This window comes from Schaedlerella arabinosiphila (assembly GCF_003885045.1).
GTDB lineage: Bacteria > Bacillota > Clostridia > Lachnospirales > Lachnospiraceae > Schaedlerella > Schaedlerella arabinosiphila.
Window position 1 is genome coordinate 2,992,204 of the sequence record NZ_RHJS01000002.1, and the last position, 18,945, is coordinate 3,011,148.

An 18,945-nucleotide genomic window follows, 5' to 3' on the forward strand; every position below is an offset into this window, starting at 1 on the left:
CGAAGATTCTACAATCAAAAAGCACATCCATCCCATACTCCGCTATTTTATGAGTACAGGATGTGTCGTGTGCCAAATGTTATAAATGGTATTCCTGATATAACCTTTCACGCAATACGTTATCCTCCGCGATTCGAATGATCATATCATTTTTTCCTTCTCCGGTCAGGCGGAGAATCAGCCTACTGTATTTTTCAATCTCCTCTTTCGCCGCCTGCGCATCTTCTTTGGCTGCTTCCACTTCCTTCTGCGCCGCGTCCCATACTTCCTCAATCGCCTCTTCCCGGGCTTCCTCCCGGTTTGCTCTTATGTCCTCTTCATAATCATATTCCGCAATCAACATATTTGTCACCTCACTGCCTTTCCGCTCCAGATAATCTGCCAAGATCCCGTTGGCGATGCATTCATTGATCGCCTTCTTTAAGGAATCCTCCTCCTTATCATATTTTCGCACAGTGTCAACGAACAGGCTGTATTCCCTGAGTACCCTGCATTTTTTTAAGATGTCATGACCCTTATCGGAATTGATATTGATGATCTTCACCGTCAGTTCCAGCGGGTTTGCCGCCGTAGGATTGAGAAAAGAATCCGACAGATGCAGTTCTTCTTCCTGCGTAAAGTCCTCAATTCCATTGTAAAAGGTATAAAATTCCGGGGTAGGAATCTTTACCAGACGCCTCCAGTACCTGGCTCTCGTTTCAATCAACTGTTCATACGCTCTTCCCACATACATGAGGAAACGCAGGGGCATGTTTTTGTTGATGGTTGCCTGGTGTTCCCCGAACACGATCACCTTATGATCCATTTCAAATGAAATATCATTCTTGAAGTTTTTGTACAGGACATTCTCAACCCGGATCTTGTGGATCTTTTTCTCACTCCGGTAATTCGTGCTGTGCAGCGCGTTGTAAAGGCTCAGCAGATTCTTTTCCGCTGTCTCGTCCTCATAAAATAAATCCGCAAAGACACTGGACTTATGCTCCCGGTTCTCCTTCTTTGTCATCCTGGCCTGTGTTCCCTGCTGCTTCGCGGAAACAGCAGCGACCTCTGTGCAGCGCGCTCTCTTTCTTGCTGCTCTCTTTTGCTTCATTTGAAAACCTCCTTATTCTGTTGTTGTCAGGAGATTTTCCATTGCCCTGTCAGAAAAAGCTCCTGCTTATGTGGTTAAAAGCATGAATTTTCTGAAAGGCAGGACGCTGAGGCCCCTGTGCAGAAATGTCTTGTTTTAAGATATACCAGAAGCAGACGTTCCGGTATAAGAAACTTTAGAAAATTTGCTTTTTATTATTGTAGCATATGGCTGCAAGGGAATACAAGAGGAAATATCAGCTTCATATGGATTAAAATAAAGTTTGAACTTTTCACGTAGATCATGTTAGCGGCATTGGGAGCAGACAGAGCAGACTGCCCGATTCAGTTCCAGTTCCGCAGGTGCATTTACAACATCACCAACCTCCAGGCATATCTGCTGATCATTGCCGGAGGATATATCGGAACCCTGTTCGCTGCAACCACTGCCATGCTTGTATCCGCAAAAACACGTAATACCGCGCTGGCGGCTGCCGTACCGTTTCTCATCCTGTGTACGTTTCCGTTTCTGAGCAGGATCATCCCGCTGCCCGGGCTCTGCACCCTCTTCCCTGACCGGCTGATGGATATCTTCAACATGCTCCACGACTTTTCACTGTATGAAATCGGCGGGACGGTAATGGATGCTTTGGTGATCGTGTTTCCGGTGTATTTTCTGGCTTGTGTTGTGCTGCAACCGGTGGTGTATGGGGTATTTAAGAGGGTGGATGTGAAGTAGGATCAAGTACTGCAATATTCGGGATTTTTTTGTTGACGGAGGGGTAGAGGTGATTTTGATGTGGGGCAAAAAGAAAGCTGTATTTAACCCACTCTGCACCATTCAACAGGAAATCCGTTAAATGTACGCTCTTCACACCGGATGAAAACCTATCATGCAGTATTTCAGTAAATCATCGACAAGATAGAATTATGCTTTCTCTTTCCTCCAGACGAACTTATCAATAACCCCTGTATAGCTTTGAATAATTTTAATCACCTTGCTACTCACATTTGTATTTACATAGTCTGGAACAGGGGATGGAAAATCCGAATTCTTAATCATTTCTACTGCCAAATCTACTGACTGGAGCAGGCCTAATGTATCTATGCCAGAAAGAATAAAGCCTCCCTTATCTAACGCTTCCGGTCGTTCTGTACTTGTACGGATACAGACGGCCGGGAAAGGATGACCTGTTGTAGAAAAAAAGCTTGATTCTTCTGGTAGCGTTCCACTATCAGATACAGTTACAAAGCTGTTGAGTTGTAGACAATTATAATCATGAAAGCCAAGAGGTTCATGGGCATAAACTCTTCGATCAAGCCTGAATCCAGAAATTTCTAATTTTTTGCGCGAACGGGGATGACACGAATACAAAACTGGCATATCATACTTATCTGCCATATTATTTATTGCTGTAAACAATGATATAAAATTTGATTCAGTATCTATATTCTCTTCACGATGAGCAGATAATAAAATATAACTCCCCTTCTTAATCTCTATACCTAATTCTGCACTTAAACGACTATGTATGTCGGAAGAAACAATACTGTTAAGATTAGATGAAAGCACCTCTGCCATCGGACTGCCAACCACATAAGTACGCTCTGGGGGTAATCCGTTATCTTTCAGCCAACGCCTAGCATGCTCAGAATATGCCAGGTTCACATCTGAAATCACATCTACAATTCGTCGATTTGTCTCTTCCGGCAGACATTCATCCTTACAACGGTTTCCAGCTTCCATATGAAAAATTGGAATATGCAACCGCTTCGCAGAAATCGCAGATAAACAAGAATTCGTATCACCTAGAATTAGCAAGGCATCTGGTTGAATACTCTTCATCATCTTGTAGGTTGCATTTATTATATTTCCAATAGTTTCTCCTAAGTCATCCCCTACAGCATTAAGGTATATATTGGGAGACACTATATTTAAGTCTTTAAAAAATATTTCATTTAAAGAATAAGTATAATTTTGCCCCGTATGGGCTAAAATTGTATCGAAATATTGTCTGCATTTTGTAATTGTTGGCGCTAAACGGATAATTTCCGGTCGGGTACCGACTATAATAAGCAACTTCAGTTTTCCATTGTTCTGCCATATTGTTTTATTGATTTCCATGTAACTACTCCTCTTAAAGCGTTTCTTTTCACCATAGTTTTGTTTTCTTTATATATCAAAATAGTTTTTGTATTATGTAATTCGTAATTGGATTTTCAATTTTATAAAATAAAACTCCAGCAGAAAGACATAATAAAATACTAATGATAAACTGCAGTATCCAATTTGGGATAGCATTACAGATTGTGTTAAAGCAAGCCCAATAATATATCATTTGAAAAAGATAAATATTATATGACGCTTTACCAACGCAGCAAATCATACTTTTCTTATAATTCTTATTACTATTCAAAGCCAGATATAACAATGGACATGCAAATAGACAAGCCATACAGCATGTGCCTGTCCAATTTTCCAAAAAGACAGGTGGGTTTCCTATATATTCCGTATAGATAAGAAATCCCCCCCTATTGCACCAATGATCATTATTACATGTTTCTTTATATCTCTTTTATAAAAATACAGAAATGCACCAAACGCTAAAATAAATAGATATCTAAAAGCGCATAAACGGTATATACTATCCGGCATATTGATCAGTGTTTTAACCACTTCATATAATAAGTTAAGAGCAAAGCATAAGAAAATGCCTATAAGCGGATTGTTTTGTAGCAAAAGATATATTAACGGCATGAAAAAAGTGATTTGTATTAATATAGGTACATAGTATGCGCCTGGCCCTAATCCGCCTGTAATAAAAACCATAATTGAATATGGTATTGAAATTTTGTAAGAAAAGCTATAGTATATAAATAATTCAATACTGAAAATCACGAAATATGGTATAAGATAACGAAGAAGCCTTCTGAATGTATACTTTAAATCATAAATTTTTTTGAGTGTATTACATCCTTTATTATCAAATGACATTGAAAAAACATATCCGGTAATTATCATAAAAACCGGAACTGCCATTTCTATCCAAAAAGGAAACAACAATAAATCTCTTTGTTTATCACTCCAATTAAAGTGAGTAACTACAACAAATAAAATACAAATACCTTTAATTCTATCTATTTTGTAATTTCTTTGCATATATTTACCTCATATCAAATCTCACCATACTAAAAAATCGATGTTTTTTGTATATGATAGCTAACAAAAAACAACACTATATCTACCAATATCTTTACAGTAATCTCCATTTTTATAAAAGTAATTTTTATAAGTAAAGTAACAAAAATAGCACTCAAGCTCATTTGTATCACTGCCAAGATAACATATTTCATTCCAGAATAAAACATTGATTTTTTACTGTTAAATACCGTTTTATAGTTTACACCATAATTGTATACTATGGAAACTGCTCTTGCAGCAACAGTTGCAATCGCTATATAGTATAAAGGATATTCTTCTTTTAAAAGATTACAAAAAAATATAAATACTGTGAGATCTATTAAAGAAGCTGAACTTGAACTTAGAATAAATTTCAAAAATGGCCGCAATAAAATTCTGTAAATTTGAAATGAATCTACTATTGGCTTAAAATGAGTCTGATGTTTCTCTTCCGAATCATAAATCGTATCAATTGGAATTTCAATGATAGAATATTTTCCGATTGCCTCGATTAGCATTCTCATCTCATAATCAAATCTTTCTCCTTCAATTTTTAATCCTTCCTCTATAAGTTTACGAGGGATTCCCCGTAAACCAGTCTGAGTATCACTCACATGTACACCTGTTATATATGAAAAAATCTTATTAGTCAGCAGATTCCCCCCCCCGACTTTTCCATGGAATCCCCTCGATATCAAACCTACGTACACCTAAAACTAAGTAATCCGGATTCTCAAATAATGAATGTAAAACACTACCAATACTATTTGTCGTATGTTGTCCGTCAGAATCTGCCGTTATGACTCCTACTGCTTGTGGTATTTCATGAATGACGTATTCAAATGCGGTTTTTAATGCCCGTCCTTTTCCTCTGTTTACTTCATGTACTAATAATTTTCCACTATTTCTTTCAACAATCTTTTTCACTTTTGAAAAGAAAACATCATACTTCTTATCACTGCCATCATTCACAACAATAATAGGACCAATATTGCAACTATCCAAGTTTTTCAATAAATCCAATAAACGTACATCAGGTTCATAGGATGGAATAATAATAGGTATCGTATCTGTTCCGTTTTTATTATACAAATTATTGTCTCTTTCTATATCTTTGATTTATTTTTAATAGGATATACTAATAAGCTATAAAACATCATTCCAGAAAAAACAACTATTGATAAGTTTCTATACTGAAAATATGCATGTATTGCTGTCGGTTGCGCTGCAATCATATACCATAGGGCTGTACATATAATAGGAAATAAAAGTGTTATATAGTTTACACATTGATCATGTTTCAATTTGTTATATATAATGCAGAATATTAATACTATAATCATACAAAGAATTGTAATGCATGCTATTATCCTCGATAATGTATCTGGTAATGCCACTCTTATTAATGCTCTAAATGCTTTGCCAATGTCATAATATTCTATTAAATCACTTCTTTTTGTAATTCCAACCCTAGCTGCAAAAGAATGAAATCCATTAGAAAATCCATTAACACTTGTAAAAAGAGTCGCACATAACAATTTCATTATCCACATTGTTCCATAACCAATACCCCACCCCACGATTGAAAGCAATGAAAGTTTAACATTAGGCTTTTCATTCGTTTTAAGAAGGATCATAAAGATTAATGGATATCCTAGCACAACCAAAGGACTAGTATAAAAATCAAAGTACATGGTCAGCATACCAAGTAGTAAAAAAAATGGAATTTCTTTTCCTTTTTGAATAACTATTGGTATAAAAAACAATGCAAGCAAAGCCAAAATAAAACAGCAGCTATATTGTAAACTATTGCACAATACTTGTGGTTTAACAAAAATTATACTGATTGCAAATAAAACTCCAGTTCTTATGTCTATATAAGATGAAATAAAAAATGATGTAATTATAAATAATACAAAAATCACCCATGAAAGAAATCTTCTAATTTGTGAGTAATTCATAAAAACAAGCATGCTTCGAACAAGCGTTCTAAACCCCATCCAATACCTTACGTAATATCCAGTAGGATTTGTTTTATCTCTTTTTTCAATAAAATTAGAAAACTCAGCAACAGGATTTACATCAAAGTATAAAGGATTGCTAAAAATACTTTGTAACTCCGCAATACGCATTGTAGAGGACTCCATCAAAATAAGACAATCTGTAAAATTGTCCAGCATTGAGGAATCTTCTTTATCACCAATCCGAGGATATTGTCCTTCATCTTCAAAAACTGATATTGATTCTTGAATATTTTTATCAATTAACTCTTGAGGAAAAAGACAACCAATCAGCAGAAAGCATACTGCGATAGCTACTATTATAATATTTATATAAATAATCTTTCCAATAATCTGGAGCGTTTTGCTTAGATTTAGTCTCACACGCTTAATCTCCTTTTAGCAGTTCTCATCGTATAGTTGTCCTTTTTACGGTCGTATAATATCTAAAATTCTTATACTTTCTGAAATAGTATGTGCAATCCAATATTCACCTTTTAGCCCATCAATTATATCCAATCGTCTTATAAGTGCAGATATAACTGCAGATTTCACCCTACCATTTTCCATAATTAATAATTGATTATTCAGTTTCAAATAAAACAAGGAAACTCTACCTTCTACAATCTTGTAAATCGAATCATTTTTCCACTCAGTTTTTATCAATTTACTTTTTACATCTACTGAGATTGTAATATCTTTTTTTTCATCACATATCATAAAATATCTCTTTATTTCTTCTTTTAATTTATGATAGATATTGATATTGGCTATAGCTAATAAGTAATAATTATTCTCAGCAAGTAATCTATCATATCTTTCTTTGATAAAAAATATTTCTTTTTCCGGTAAATTGATGCATTTCAACCACTGAAATCCATCTACAGGGAAAATGCTATAATCCTCTACCGAAACACACGGTATTTGTATCTTTTTATCAAATAAAGCAAGCCATGCAAGTCGATGTGTACCATTTAACAATTCAACTGGATGACGCGATATAACAATATTATCAATACTTGGATCAAATCCTTTTTCTTTCAGAGACGTTAATAAATCATAAAAGCGTTCGTCTAATCGTTCTAAATCCATATTACTTAGTTTTTCAAGACCATCTAGTAACGTAATCCTCCTTTGCCAGAAAAAATACCCCCCCCCTAAAAAACTTTCAATATCTAAAATTCGTGAAATAATTATATATTGATGTGCCGTCAACAAACCATTATATGGCATTAATAAATCCAAATAATTTAAATAGCACTTTTGAATTCCTCTCTTCTTCTGAAAAATTAATTTGTTTTTCATAATATCTGCTTCCAATCTCCAAAAGTCCATTATTAATGAAATTTTTAATAACACCAGTTTTAACTTCTACTACTTCAACATAGATTTTTTCACAAAATCACACCGTTACAACTAAGGAACTTTTTCGCTATATACACATAATCATTGTGCTTCTTTTCTATACTTCGCATAAGTTCTTCCTCCTCATTTACAATATTATTACAATAAAGAGTTTGTTCGATCTTGTCTCTAAGTATATTTATGTATTCTGGATTCCCAACCTTGACGCACTGTTTACAATAATTTATCTCCCTATAAAGATCTTCAATCTGTTCATGCATTGCAAGTCCTATAATCGGAATTCTATTCGCGATTGCCATTACATTAGAATGAAATCTCATTCCGACAACAGCATCACAACCTTTGTAATATTTAAGAATCCGCTTTCCATTATCATAAAAAGAATATGGAGCGATTGTAACATCTTTTCTCATTTTTTCTGCTCCCATTCTTGATACAATTTCATACAATGTCAATAGATCCTGTGGCGTATGAAGAAAAAAACATAGTTCAGCCTTTTCTAAATATTCAGATATTATTTTTGCCATTCTGTCATTAAATTTATCAATATTTTCACTACCAGTATATATAGGATCTAGTAATTCATTTGTTACACTCAAACCAATTCTTTTTTTATAAGATTTTTTGTACTCAGGTTCCGTATCAACGGCAAAGCGAAATCCATTATCTGGAACTACATATATATGTTCCAAAATGTCCTCCCCATAGATGTTCCTTATTCGCTTATAAGATCCGTCATTTCGGATGGAAACAAACCAGTTTTCCCTTCGTCTTATATCATTTAAAAAATGAAAAAACTTATATTGAGCTTCACTTCTTTTATGTATAAAATGAACCCCCATTGCATTTACTAATACCGGAACTCTAATTTTGTCTAAAAATGTTCTAGACATATCAAGAGTTGTCCCCGTTGATGATTCATTCCAGTAAACATCAAAAAAACCTCCACCACCAAGAATCAGCAATTTCTTACTATTAATTTTCTCTATCAATGCTTCATTAAAGGCTAATTTATCAGAACCCACACAGTTTCTATAAAATCGTCTAATTTCTATTTTCTCCACACACTTTTCATCTATATTAAAACTTTTATAAAAACCATGGTGGTTAATAATATCCCCTATATTTCCGGAAAACGATGCAATATGCATAATATTCTTATTCATTTTCAATATATAACTACCTCACATCGAAAAATTCTTTTGCTGTATTCATTTTTATCCAGCTTTTTTCTAGTATTTCACATGTCTTTTTATAATAATTAATAGCGGTATTCTCTTTATAATATGGATTTTTATACATCAGCAGCGTATCTGATTCATATATCTGGCTTACTGCGTATCTCATTTCAGAAGCTATACAAGGAACATCAATCACACTTTCTCCCCGCACCCTTCCCTTTTGCCTATCTCCCACGTTAATCGTCCATACTCCAAGACTTGGAGCTTCAATGATCCCAGACGATGAATTTCCAATTAAACAAATTGAATTTTTCAGAAGGTAGTGATATGCATCCGTATGAAGATTTTCAAAATACACAGCATTACTATGATTTCTAACATAAACGGCTACCTCATTACGTATTTGATCAGAATGAGTGTCTGCATTTGATCCAATAAATATTACTTTTTTATCCTGAAAGAAATCTACCGCTTTCAATACTTCTTTCATTTGCTTTCCAGCATCAACATCCTTCAGAGTCTCCGGATGAAATAAAATAACCAAGTAGCCATTATTTGGCAGGGAAGTTATTTCTTCCGGCACATTGCTCATATCAATCTTTTTACAGTTTTCTGCGCCAAGAGCCCCCAAATTAAAAACAGTTTGGGGATCTTCCCCCATCTGAATGATCCTGTTTTTATACTCCTCAGTTGATGCAAAATGAACTCTTGCCATTTTTGTAATACTATGTCTAATAAACTCGTCATAGTTTGCATATGTAGCTTCACCACCATGAATATGCAATATAGGGATTCGATACATTGCGGCTGCTATGGAAACAGAAAGCATCTCGTATCTATCCCCCAAAACAATAAGCAAGTCATATTTATTCATTTGAAACAGTTCTCCAAATTGATCTAATGCATCGGCCATTGCCTTTATGATTCCAGCATTATTTCTTGTATCGATAGGTATCTCTATTTCCTTTCCTATTTGAAATCCATCTTCTCTGATTAGATCAACTTGATGTCCATATTCTTGACTTAGTAAAGCTCCAGTAACCAAAATTTCAAGTTCGATATGAGCATCTTGATCAAGATACTCCAGGTAATGTCTCACAATTCCATAATCTGCTCTTGATCCGGTTGCATATGCTACTCTATAAATTTTCCCCATATTTATATCCGCCATTTCAAATGTATTATCCTCTTACAATGTTCTGCTCCATAATCGCTCTAGCCATTTGCAAATCAAGTTCATCATCAATATCAATAGAATCCTTTTTATTCATTTTATATGCCAAAGCTCTGCTGCCAAAAAAATGTTTTTGTTTTAAGTATTCATTACTTTTTCCTATAAAAATAGCCCCATTAGGGGTGTATTCTTTAAATGCCTGCCGCTTATAATTTGAAAAATCCGTATCAAAATATTTTAAACTGTCATCATCATCTATGGGTTTAACTAAAACACCGGCATGATCAGCCTCTTTCACTGAAACCAGAAAGTCAAACGAATTGTATTTCTCTTCAAAACTTGAGACCGCTTCTTTTATATGAATTGAATTGCGCATCGGCGATGTAGGCTGCAGCAACATAAAATAGTCAATCCTATCATTGTATCTTCTTAACACATCTTCTAATACTACAAACGTAGATGCATTATCTGTTGCCAGCCTTTTATCCCGCATCATAACTTCTGCACCATATTTTTTTGCTATGAGAGCATATTTGTCCGAATCTGTCGAAACAATAACACTGGAAAATAGTTTACTCTCAATGGCTGCAATTATAGAATATACGATTAATGGTTTTCCGCAAAGCGGAATAATATTCTTATCTTTCAATCCTTTCGATCCTGAACGCGCAGGAATGATTGCAATTTTATTATATTTCATTTTACATATCCTCAATCAAACGAGTTTCTATATGATCCTGTAATATTTTATATCCCTTATTGGATAAATGTAATCCATCAATTGTATATCGTATATCCAATTCTCCAAATTCATCATCCATAAATTCAGTATTTATCCAATTAACAACATTTCCGAGCACTTTTTCAAGTCTGGAATTAAGCTCGTCAATTCTTCGATTATCCCTGTCTAATCTCCCATTTGTGTGCAAACAGGAAATAAAATAGATCAATGCTTTTTTATTTTTTTCTCTTATGTAAAAAATCGTTTCCTGAATGCTAAAAACAATCTCATCTATTCTTCTGTCCATTACAATATCATTTGTACCATGCATGATCACAAAAATATCTGACGAACAGTCCAGCATTCCTTTAGATAAAATATATTGCTCATATTCAAAACTAGAAATCCCTGCAATCCCACAATTCTTCACTTTATAGCCTGCGAGGTTCTCGATCTTCCAATAGTCTATCTGAGAATGTCCCACCAGGCATATAGTTTCTCCATCAATACCTGATGAAAGTATTCCCTTCTTTTCTTCAATTCTTTCCAATATAGCCTTGGTCAAATTTCTTTTTTTCTCTTCCTTTTTCTTTAATATGATTGAGAGTTCAAAATCATTTACCGTATTTATTACCAATGCCTCATCACGATTCAATTGAAATGTTGAAATCGAACTGTCTTTTATTTCCCCATTATTTATCTGATAAAATGCGAATATATTTTCAGGCCTGCTATTATACCCAGATATAAAACTTTTAAATTTGCATGGAAACAAGAAATCATATTTTGCTTCTGATATAGACGAATACATGGTTCCACTGCAAAACAATGAACACGCTTTCTTAAGTGTATTGCTTCTCAACATTACAGCCCTTCCAGACAGGACACAAATCACTGAATCGGATTTCGGAAAAACGAAGTCTGACTGCACACAGATTCCTTCTTCATTTCCCAATGACTTCTCAATTTTCATTGAATCTGTTACCACTATGATTTGATCAAATACATTGCTTTTGATTGCAGTTTCTACTACATATCTATAAACAGCTTTTCCCCAAATATTCAGATTTAGAAAATCGTTCGTAAGTGAAGTATCTATTCGGCAATCAATATAGCAAAAAGTCTCTGCCTTTTTCTTTTTTTCACTTTTATTTATTCCTCTTGCCACTTAAGCCCTCCACAGGTTATCAATTCATCAAACGCAAAATCTCTTTCGGCCCTTTTACCAAGTACGCTATACCATTCCATGGGGCTGATTCCATTCCCAGGTCTTTTACAAGTTATGTTTTCCTCTGAGAATAAATCTCCACTCTGTATTTTTGTTTTTGCTACTATAGACTTCCTGGCAACAATCTTATTTTTTCTTTCTGATTCAGAAACAATCTTTTTATCTGATCCTAACATCATTTCAATCCGTCTTACATTGCAGACAAGCTCTTTCATCTCATCCGGAGTTGCTGACGCCTTATGATCGGGACCTGGAAGGTTCTTATCTAAGGTAAAGTGTTTCTCTATCATGGATATCCCCAAAGTAGCTGCTGAAATAGCTGCCACATAGCCTATCGAGTGATCTGAAAATCCCACTTTATATTGTGGAAATTTCTTTCTTAAATCATTTATCGCGAAAAGGTTTATATCATGATCCGGAGTAGGATATTCTGTATTGCAATGAAGGATTGTAATCTGATCTCTGACTGTCCCCTTCTTTTCGAGCACCTCAATACAAGACGTTATCTCATCTATAGTCGCCATCCCTGTAGATAGGATAATCTGTTTATCCTTACATTTTATTGCTCCTATTTCCTCTATGTAAGGCAAATTTGTGATTTCACCAGACGGTATTTTCCAGATATTTTGCCCGCTTGAAAATAAAAAATCTATTGCTCCAGAATCAAACGGTGTTGAAAAAACTTCTAAATCGAGCTTTTTTGCATAATCCCGTAATCTAATAAATGCATCATTCGAAAGTTCTAGCTTCTCAGTCATTTCAAGCTGTGACTCTTTTTCACCCGTTGTAATTTTTTGGTATTCTGCCTTTGGTGCATAAACAGAAATCAAATTTTTTGCTTTAAATGTCTGGAATTTAACGGCGTCTACACCACATTTCTTTGCTTCACTGACCATTTTCCTAGCTACTGCTTCACTTCCATTATGATTGCATCCGATTTCAGCAACAATCCATATTTTCTTCATATAAGCTCTTCTCCATTATTGCAGTCCTTAATAATTCTTGCCGGAACTCCTGCAACTATTTTGTTATCCTCCACATTATCTACAACAACCGCACCTGCACCTACTGTCACCCAATTTCCAATCTTTAATTGCCCTCTTGTGACTGAACAGCTTCCTAAAAAACTTCCTGTTCCAACACACACATCACCATTAATAACTGAATTGGTCGAAATATTCGCGTGGTCAGATACATAACAACCATGCTCAATCAATGCCTTACTATTTACTATACAGTCATCACAAACTATTGATTTGCTGTTCACAATGGCCATTTTCCCGATAAAACATCCATTGCCTATTGTAGCTCTCTGCGATACTAATGCAGATTTATCTACTACATTTATTAACCGCAATCTACGCTCCTTTAATTTATCATACCATCGCTTTCTATGATAGTTATTCCCTATTGCGATAAAGTAAAAATATTGTTCGGCATTTATCAATTCCTCTATACTAGACGCCAACATAGGATATCCCAAGTGTTCGGTATTACTGCTGAATTCATCAACAAAACCTGCAACTTTATAGTTATAGTAGTCTATCGAATCAAGGACTGACTTTGCATATCCACCAGCCCCAATAATAATCAGCTTTTCCATATAATCAACTTACCGTTATTCCCAATCTTTCTCCGGTTTTCTCCTTGCTTCTATATATTGTGGTTTTAATCGCCATTGTCCGAAACCATTTTCTTCAAACAAGTCCTGACTGTAGAGTTTATCCAACGCCTTATAAAATTCTTGTATCGACATTCCTGTAAAATCACAAAAGTCTTCAACTATTTTGGGGTCGAGATTATGATCCCGATTCTCCGCTAAGTGAACAGCTTCTTCTCTGGTCAGCAAGCCATAACGCACCCATCTTGCAGCGTAATCTGTAGCATATGCATGTCCGTACTTAGGATATTTCATCCATGCATTCAGAAGATATCCCGTACTGTCAATCTGGTTGAAACTTTCGATATGATTCGTACGGTCCCACTCATGAGTTAGATCTTTAAATCCTCTTTTTTTAGCAAATTCATAATTCTTTATTCCGTTCCATTCTACGAAATAGCTTAGATAAATAGGCTCTAATTTGTCCAAAATCTCCCTTGATGGAGATTCAAGATATGCTAATTCGTCCTCAGTAACTCCAGCCTCAACCAGTTCATTCAGATTCACATCCGGCGCAACCCCGTTAAAAACTTGTTCCCTTGCCGAATATGTCTCCTCATCATTAATTCCGCCATATTCATAAGAAACGTTTTCACCATATACAAGAAGCGGAAGATTCAATGCGGAAGCATAATAAAGCGGCACCGTATATAACAATCTATCCACATACCAAAGTGGTCTCCCATACTTTTCAAACATATATCTAGAAATCACCTTTGCAGCCCGACGATTTGGTTTAAAAGAAATCATATTACAGCCAAAAGCTTCTGATATATTTTTAATATTGTGTTTTCCTGCTTCTGTCATCGTAAAAAAATCTTCTACTGTTATAAGCAGAGGATTCATATTCATCATTTCCTTCATAATATGAACCTGATAATGGCTATCCTTTCCACCAGATACAGCAATAATACAATCATATTTTCCCGGCGTTGTTCTCCGATATTTATCGCACAAAGCTTTCAGTTCTTCAAATCTAGAATCCCAGTTTACGTTCTTCTTCTTTTCGTTATTTTGGCATGCAATACACACCCCTTTTTTGTTAAATGTAATATGTGGCCTGGTATCAGGCATAATGCATTTTGTACAAAATCTCATTGATTACCCCTCCTATACCTTTGTTTAAACTTACCGACAAAACTATTTATTTGATCCAGAAAAAACGAATCTCTTAATATAATTAAGCATCCAATATAAACCGCAACTCCTATTGCAACTAAAATCATAGTCGATATCACATCAGCTTTCAATTTCATTGATACAATATTAAGTATAATCAACATTCCAAGTCCGGAAATCAGATATTTTTTTGATATACAAATCCACTCACCAACCGACAATATATCCTTACAGCAAACCCAAGATAATAGTAACATGACAACTTCTGATAATAATGTGGCCGCTGCTGCTCCTCTGGCCATAAATGCATTGATAAAAAAGTAATTTAGTATTAAATTTATGACCGCACCTGTCCATATAATAATATTAGATGTTTTTTGGCGACCATTTGGAGTTAGGTATTGATCCAGAAAACAATTTGACATAGGCTTAATAAGCAGCCACGGCGCCATTATTTTCAGCAAATCTATCACTGGTTTATATTCTTTTCCAAAGAACCAAATCACAAAAAAATCTGAAACCACAAAAATTCCTATAGAAACAGGTATTGATAGAAGTGCAATAAAATTAAAAGTTTTTTTCATCAGCCTTTTTATTTCTTTTTCTTCATTTCCAGAAAACAAGTAAGCCATTCTTGATCTCATTGTATGGTAAAATGATGAAAAAACTGAAAATACAATTGTATCAATTTTTATTGCTTGTTCATAATATCCATTATAAACTTTACTTTCTGTCAAATAGCCCAGCATCAGTTTATCCACTGTTAATAAAACAGTAGACGCAATAGTAGGCAAAAAATAAACCATTGTTTGCTGAAAATGCTTTTTTAAATGTAGTCTCTCTAATTGTTTCAAAGAAATATAATTTTTTATATATGGGATTACACTCGCGTTCCCGATAAAAATACCGCATACATTAATTAACAAATATATTACAGTATCCTTGGTACTTTTTATAAACAAAAAAATACACACTATACTTAAAAGCTTTACAGCAGTATTCTTTATCATTATATGTTTAAAGTTTTCAACACCTTCATACAGCCAGGTGACATCTATTGCATATCCGAACAGCGCTATAAACTCTACAGCATATAACGATATATATTCTTTCTGAAAAACAATAAAGCCAAAATATATAATAGCTGAAACACCAGTTGTTATCCATCTTATAGTCATGACCTCAGCAAAAAACTGACTCAATTCTTTTTTGTTTCTTCTTATTTTTGCTGCTTCAACTTGTGAGTATGTCCCAATACCAAGAACTGCAATGAGCTGGAAATACAAAAATGTAGCATTAACATAACTATAAGCCCCTATATTTTCCGCACCAAGCACTCTCGATACATAAGGTGTTGTTATAAACGGAACAATAATCTGTAATATTTGAAATCCCAATGTATACAAATAATTTTTTTTAATACTTGGTAATTTTTCATTTCTACTCATTTGTACATTCCTTAAAGAACAACTGATAATATTTTTTTATACTTCCATCAGGAATAAAATATTGTCTAACAGTTTGCACCTCATGTAATAGTTGTTCTTCATTTTTAGTATAATAATCTATAATTTCTCCTTCAAGTTGATATTTATCAGAAAAACAAAATTTATTTATTTGCGGAAAATAATCATGTATGCCTATATATCTATAGGCAGGACATCCAAAAATAAATGCATCTATATATGCAGTTGTCGACCCTGTCAATACAAAATCACATTGAGATAGAAAATCCCTCAATTGTATATTTCCAGGGCATTCACTATATTGCTGTATTTTTTTTATCCTATGCTCTGGTACATCCCCCAATGGATGTGGTCTAACTATTACACTAAATTTTTTTTCCTTGGTGAGTAAATATGCAAAATCAAGTAATTTCCTATCCTCTCCTTCCAATCTCCCGGCTCTCGCACCATTCAGCAAAATACCATATGTTTTATCCCTCTTTACCAAAGATCTTACCATAGGTGTTTCATCAATATACGATAACGGACCTAATACACAAACTTTTTTTTCGTTTAATCCTGACAAAATTGCTTCTTCTTTTGCATGCTCATTTATTGCTAAAAAATAGTCACTATGTGAATGTGCAAACTCATATCTACTAATGTGATCATATACACCATGCTGTAATGTTGCCGTTTTTATGCCACATTTATTTAGCATAAACGTAATAAGATAATCTGGAGGATGTACATCGCAAAAAGTTACACAAATTTTTGCTTTACTATTATTTTTTATTATTTTTACTGCTTCCTCTGCAATAATTAAAGCCTTAAATGTTTCAGCTATCATTCGATATTGAATTTTTTTATTAAAGTTTGTCTTCTTTAATTCCTTCCGCCAACAAAATATTAATGGAAGGTATCTTAATCTCTTAACTTGAAAAGAAATTTCCTTTTTTGGAAAGATAATACCCCTGTGTTTAATACAATTTGCAACATTTTCAAATTGATGTCGCAAATCAGCACGTCCAAAATACGAATATGTAGAAATCAGCCATATTTTTGCATCCTGATAAATATAATATTCATTTTTGTCTAATACTATAGATGTCAAGATACTTTTTAATAACTTTGTATTCCCTATTCCTTCCCGCTCAAAATAAATCGTTGCCAATAATTCCCCAATAGGAATCTCCTCAAGACCTTTCAAATTCACCTTATTTAATTCAAATATAAATTCATCATGATTCATACCTTATCCGTAACAATCTCCTTTTATATTAGACTCCAAAATCAAGGAACTACACAAAACGATTTCTTTCAATTAGATATACTTTATTAATTTCTACTTGATAATCCTCGCTGGGACGCCCACGGCCACAGTATTATCCGGAATATCTTTTGTCACAACAGAATTTGCGCCTATCACTGCATTGTCTCCAATATGCAGCTTCCTATGTCCTATTATTCTCGCCCCCATTCCTATAGTTACAAATTCTCCAATTTCTACTAAACCAACCTCAATATTAGTTTCGCTAAGTGACTTTCCTTGAATATACATATGTTCAATATCAGTAATCAATACATCCGGCATTATGCTAGAACCACGTCCAATAAAAATTCTATTAGCTGCTGTAATATGACAATTCTGCCCTATTGCAACACCATCATTGATTATTATTTCAGGATCATATGTCTCATCCAGCCATTTATCTATGGCTTCTAACCTTATTCCATTATTTATAATTACATTTTTTCCTATAGTAATATACTTCTTTCCAATGACTCTCATTGGTTTGATTACTTTACTCTTATTTCCAAAGTCTTTATATGAATTATCTATTAAAGACATGACTTGATTTATTAACTTATCACACATGTTTATGATTTTTTTCATGATTACTCAAACCTTTTGCTTGACTTTACTTATTATGTCCCCAGTATTCTCTTCTTTCAATGCCATAATTTTTTTTATCTTTGTGTCATCCCCCCAAACTGCTTTTGAATCATAAGGCCTGTCTTGAAATGAACCATATGAAAGCCTTATTTTATAGTGATTATCATTTATGAATTTTTCGACCCTATCTGCTAATTTTTCTGGATATCCAGAACAGGCATTAATAATTCCGCAATATTTATCTTGTTCAACAATAGATGCAACTTGCAAACAAAATTCCTCATAATCAATAAAGTCCCACTGATTTAATCCTTTTGTAAACGGAAAAAACTTTTTTCCTTCTTGTTCAGCTTTTACGATTTTTGAAAATATAGAACTGCCACGTGAACTATTTCCCACAATATAAAACCCTCTTATCCATTGTATCTTTTTATTTTTTTCTTTTTCAAGAATACATACTGATTGACGCAAAGCATTTTTGCTTATTCCATAGAGACTTTGTGGATTAGCTGGTGTATCATCTTTAATGGAGCCTTCAAAAAAACCAATCTCATGCATACTTCCAATAATAGCGACTCTTTCGATATCCGAATTCATTACGGATTCTATAAAGCTATAATGTTTCGAAAAGTCCTCAATATGACTAGGTGAATTGTGGACAAATCCATTTCTCCATGCCATATGCAATAATACATCCGGTTTTTCGAAAAAAGCATATGGATTCTTAACACTGAAAAGGTCTGTTGAATAGCTTTTAGCCCTTTTGTCAATCTCTTTACATTCATAATCTGTAGCTATAACCTCATGTCCATCATCAAGTATTTGTTTTACTACACCTGTACCCAGATAACCATTTGCTCCTGTCACTAATATTTTCATCTCTTTATCCTTTCCGTTAGCTAATGC

The 18,945-nt window shown here is 34.1% G+C and carries 19 protein-coding genes; 1 reads left to right on the top strand and 18 read right to left on the bottom strand.

Going from position 1 to position 18,945, the window contains the following annotated elements:
* Positions 1-79: 79 nt before the first annotated feature.
* A complete protein-coding gene (locus tag EBB54_RS14435; protein WP_125127932.1) occupies positions 80-1,090 on the bottom strand; it encodes a hypothetical protein in 1,011 nt (336 codons plus the stop codon).
* Positions 1,091-1,372: 282 nt separating this feature from the next.
* Here EBB54_RS14435 and EBB54_RS14440 point away from each other — a divergent pair, with 282 nt between their 5' ends.
* Positions 1,373-1,807, top strand: coding sequence for a hypothetical protein (locus tag EBB54_RS14440; RefSeq protein WP_125127933.1), 435 nt, complete (start codon positions 1,373-1,375; stop codon positions 1,805-1,807).
* A 189-nt stretch (positions 1,808-1,996) separates the two neighbouring features.
* On the opposite strand, the gene EBB54_RS14445 is transcribed toward EBB54_RS14440, so the two are convergent.
* The 17 genes from EBB54_RS14445 to EBB54_RS14525 all read right to left on the bottom strand — a co-directional run bounded on the left by EBB54_RS14445 (position 1,997) and on the right by EBB54_RS14525 (position 18,918).
* Positions 1,997-3,193, bottom strand: a complete 1,197-nt coding sequence (locus EBB54_RS14445) for a UDP-N-acetyl glucosamine 2-epimerase (protein WP_125127934.1) — start codon at positions 3,191-3,193, stop codon at positions 1,997-1,999.
* 375 nt (positions 3,194-3,568) lie between these two features.
* Positions 3,569-4,228 (bottom strand): acyltransferase family protein, encoded by a 660-nt coding sequence (locus EBB54_RS14450; RefSeq protein WP_125127935.1) that lies wholly within the window; start codon positions 4,226-4,228, stop codon positions 3,569-3,571.
* Positions 4,229-4,257: 29 nt separating this feature from the next.
* Complete coding sequence (locus EBB54_RS14455; RefSeq protein WP_125127936.1) at positions 4,258-4,863, bottom strand: GtrA family protein; 606 nt, start codon at positions 4,861-4,863, stop codon at positions 4,258-4,260.
* 31 nt (positions 4,864-4,894) lie between these two features.
* Entirely contained in the window at positions 4,895-5,341 is a 447-nt protein-coding gene (locus EBB54_RS14460; RefSeq protein WP_162307147.1) for a glycosyltransferase, read from the bottom strand.
* A 14-nt stretch (positions 5,342-5,355) separates the two neighbouring features.
* A complete protein-coding gene (locus tag EBB54_RS14465) occupies positions 5,356-6,633 on the bottom strand; it encodes a hypothetical protein (RefSeq protein WP_125127938.1) in 1,278 nt (425 codons plus the stop codon).
* A gap of 45 nt (positions 6,634-6,678) precedes the next feature.
* Positions 6,679-7,554: a hypothetical protein gene (locus EBB54_RS14470; protein WP_125127939.1), complete on the bottom strand. Its 876-nt coding sequence runs from the start codon at positions 7,552-7,554 to the stop codon at positions 6,679-6,681.
* A gap of 89 nt (positions 7,555-7,643) precedes the next feature.
* On the bottom strand, positions 7,644-8,780 hold the full coding sequence (locus EBB54_RS14475; protein ID WP_148099365.1) for a polysaccharide pyruvyl transferase family protein: 1,137 nt from the start codon (positions 8,778-8,780) through the stop codon (positions 7,644-7,646).
* 13 nt (positions 8,781-8,793) lie between these two features.
* Complete coding sequence (neuC, locus tag EBB54_RS14480) at positions 8,794-9,951, bottom strand: UDP-N-acetylglucosamine 2-epimerase (protein ID WP_125130813.1); 1,158 nt, start codon at positions 9,949-9,951, stop codon at positions 8,794-8,796.
* A 25-nt stretch (positions 9,952-9,976) separates the two neighbouring features.
* Positions 9,977-10,669, bottom strand: a complete 693-nt coding sequence (locus EBB54_RS14485) for an acylneuraminate cytidylyltransferase family protein (RefSeq protein ID WP_125127941.1) — start codon at positions 10,667-10,669, stop codon at positions 9,977-9,979.
* 1 nt (position 10,670) lies between these two features.
* Positions 10,671-11,858 (bottom strand): GDSL-type esterase/lipase family protein, encoded by a 1,188-nt coding sequence (locus EBB54_RS14490; RefSeq protein ID WP_125127942.1) that lies wholly within the window; start codon positions 11,856-11,858, stop codon positions 10,671-10,673.
* A complete protein-coding gene (gene neuB / locus EBB54_RS14495) occupies positions 11,843-12,883 on the bottom strand; it encodes an N-acetylneuraminate synthase (RefSeq protein ID WP_125127943.1) in 1,041 nt (346 codons plus the stop codon). Before neuB ends, EBB54_RS14490 begins: the two co-directional genes overlap by 16 nt.
* A complete protein-coding gene (locus tag EBB54_RS14500) occupies positions 12,880-13,521 on the bottom strand; it encodes a NeuD/PglB/VioB family sugar acetyltransferase (RefSeq protein WP_125127944.1) in 642 nt (213 codons plus the stop codon). Before EBB54_RS14500 ends, neuB begins: the two co-directional genes overlap by 4 nt.
* 15 nt (positions 13,522-13,536) lie before the next feature.
* Positions 13,537-14,676: an N-acetyl sugar amidotransferase gene (locus tag EBB54_RS14505; protein ID WP_125127945.1), complete on the bottom strand. Its 1,140-nt coding sequence runs from the start codon at positions 14,674-14,676 to the stop codon at positions 13,537-13,539.
* Positions 14,673-16,145 carry an oligosaccharide flippase family protein gene (locus EBB54_RS14510; protein WP_125127946.1) on the bottom strand — a complete coding sequence of 491 codons (1,473 nt, stop codon included), beginning with the start codon at positions 16,143-16,145 and terminating at the stop codon, positions 14,673-14,675. The genes EBB54_RS14505 and EBB54_RS14510 overlap by 4 nt, the downstream gene beginning before the upstream one ends.
* Positions 16,138-17,394: a hypothetical protein gene (locus tag EBB54_RS14515; RefSeq protein ID WP_125127947.1), complete on the bottom strand. Its 1,257-nt coding sequence runs from the start codon at positions 17,392-17,394 to the stop codon at positions 16,138-16,140. Before EBB54_RS14515 ends, EBB54_RS14510 begins: the two co-directional genes overlap by 8 nt.
* Before the next feature lie 93 nt (positions 17,395-17,487).
* Positions 17,488-18,039, bottom strand: a complete 552-nt coding sequence (locus EBB54_RS14520; RefSeq protein WP_125127948.1) for an acyltransferase — start codon at positions 18,037-18,039, stop codon at positions 17,488-17,490.
* A gap of 6 nt (positions 18,040-18,045) precedes the next feature.
* Positions 18,046-18,918, bottom strand: coding sequence for an NAD-dependent epimerase/dehydratase family protein (locus EBB54_RS14525; protein WP_125127949.1), 873 nt, complete (start codon positions 18,916-18,918; stop codon positions 18,046-18,048).
* Positions 18,919-18,945: the final 27 nt, after the last annotated feature.

Coding starts and splice junctions, on each gene's coding strand:
- EBB54_RS14435 (WP_125127932.1), bottom strand. CDS start 1,090: ATGAAGCAAAAGAGAGCAGCAAGAAAGAGAGCGCGCTGCACAGAGGTC.
- EBB54_RS14440 (WP_125127933.1), top strand. CDS start 1,373: ATGTTAGCGGCATTGGGAGCAGACAGAGCAGACTGCCCGATTCAGTTC.
- EBB54_RS14445 (WP_125127934.1), bottom strand. CDS start 3,193: ATGGAAATCAATAAAACAATATGGCAGAACAATGGAAAACTGAAGTTG.
- EBB54_RS14450 (WP_125127935.1), bottom strand. CDS start 4,228: ATGCAAAGAAATTACAAAATAGATAGAATTAAAGGTATTTGTATTTTA.
- EBB54_RS14470 (WP_125127939.1), bottom strand. CDS start 7,554: ATGAAAAACAAATTAATTTTTCAGAAGAAGAGAGGAATTCAAAAGTGC.
- EBB54_RS14475 (WP_148099365.1), bottom strand. CDS start 8,780: ATGAATAAGAATATTATGCATATTGCATCGTTTTCCGGAAATATAGGG.
- neuC (WP_125130813.1), bottom strand. CDS start 9,951: ATGGGGAAAATTTATAGAGTAGCATATGCAACCGGATCAAGAGCAGAT.
- EBB54_RS14485 (WP_125127941.1), bottom strand. CDS start 10,669: ATGAAATATAATAAAATTGCAATCATTCCTGCGCGTTCAGGATCGAAA.
- neuB (WP_125127943.1), bottom strand. CDS start 12,883: ATGAAGAAAATATGGATTGTTGCTGAAATCGGATGCAATCATAATGGA.
- EBB54_RS14500 (WP_125127944.1), bottom strand. CDS start 13,521: ATGGAAAAGCTGATTATTATTGGGGCTGGTGGATATGCAAAGTCAGTC.
- EBB54_RS14505 (WP_125127945.1), bottom strand. CDS start 14,676: ATGAGATTTTGTACAAAATGCATTATGCCTGATACCAGGCCACATATT.
- EBB54_RS14510 (WP_125127946.1), bottom strand. CDS start 16,145: ATGAGTAGAAATGAAAAATTACCAAGTATTAAAAAAAATTATTTGTAT.
- EBB54_RS14515 (WP_125127947.1), bottom strand. CDS start 17,394: ATGAATCATGATGAATTTATATTTGAATTAAATAAGGTGAATTTGAAA.
- EBB54_RS14520 (WP_125127948.1), bottom strand. CDS start 18,039: ATGAAAAAAATCATAAACATGTGTGATAAGTTAATAAATCAAGTCATG.
- EBB54_RS14525 (WP_125127949.1), bottom strand. CDS start 18,918: ATGAAAATATTAGTGACAGGAGCAAATGGTTATCTGGGTACAGGTGTA.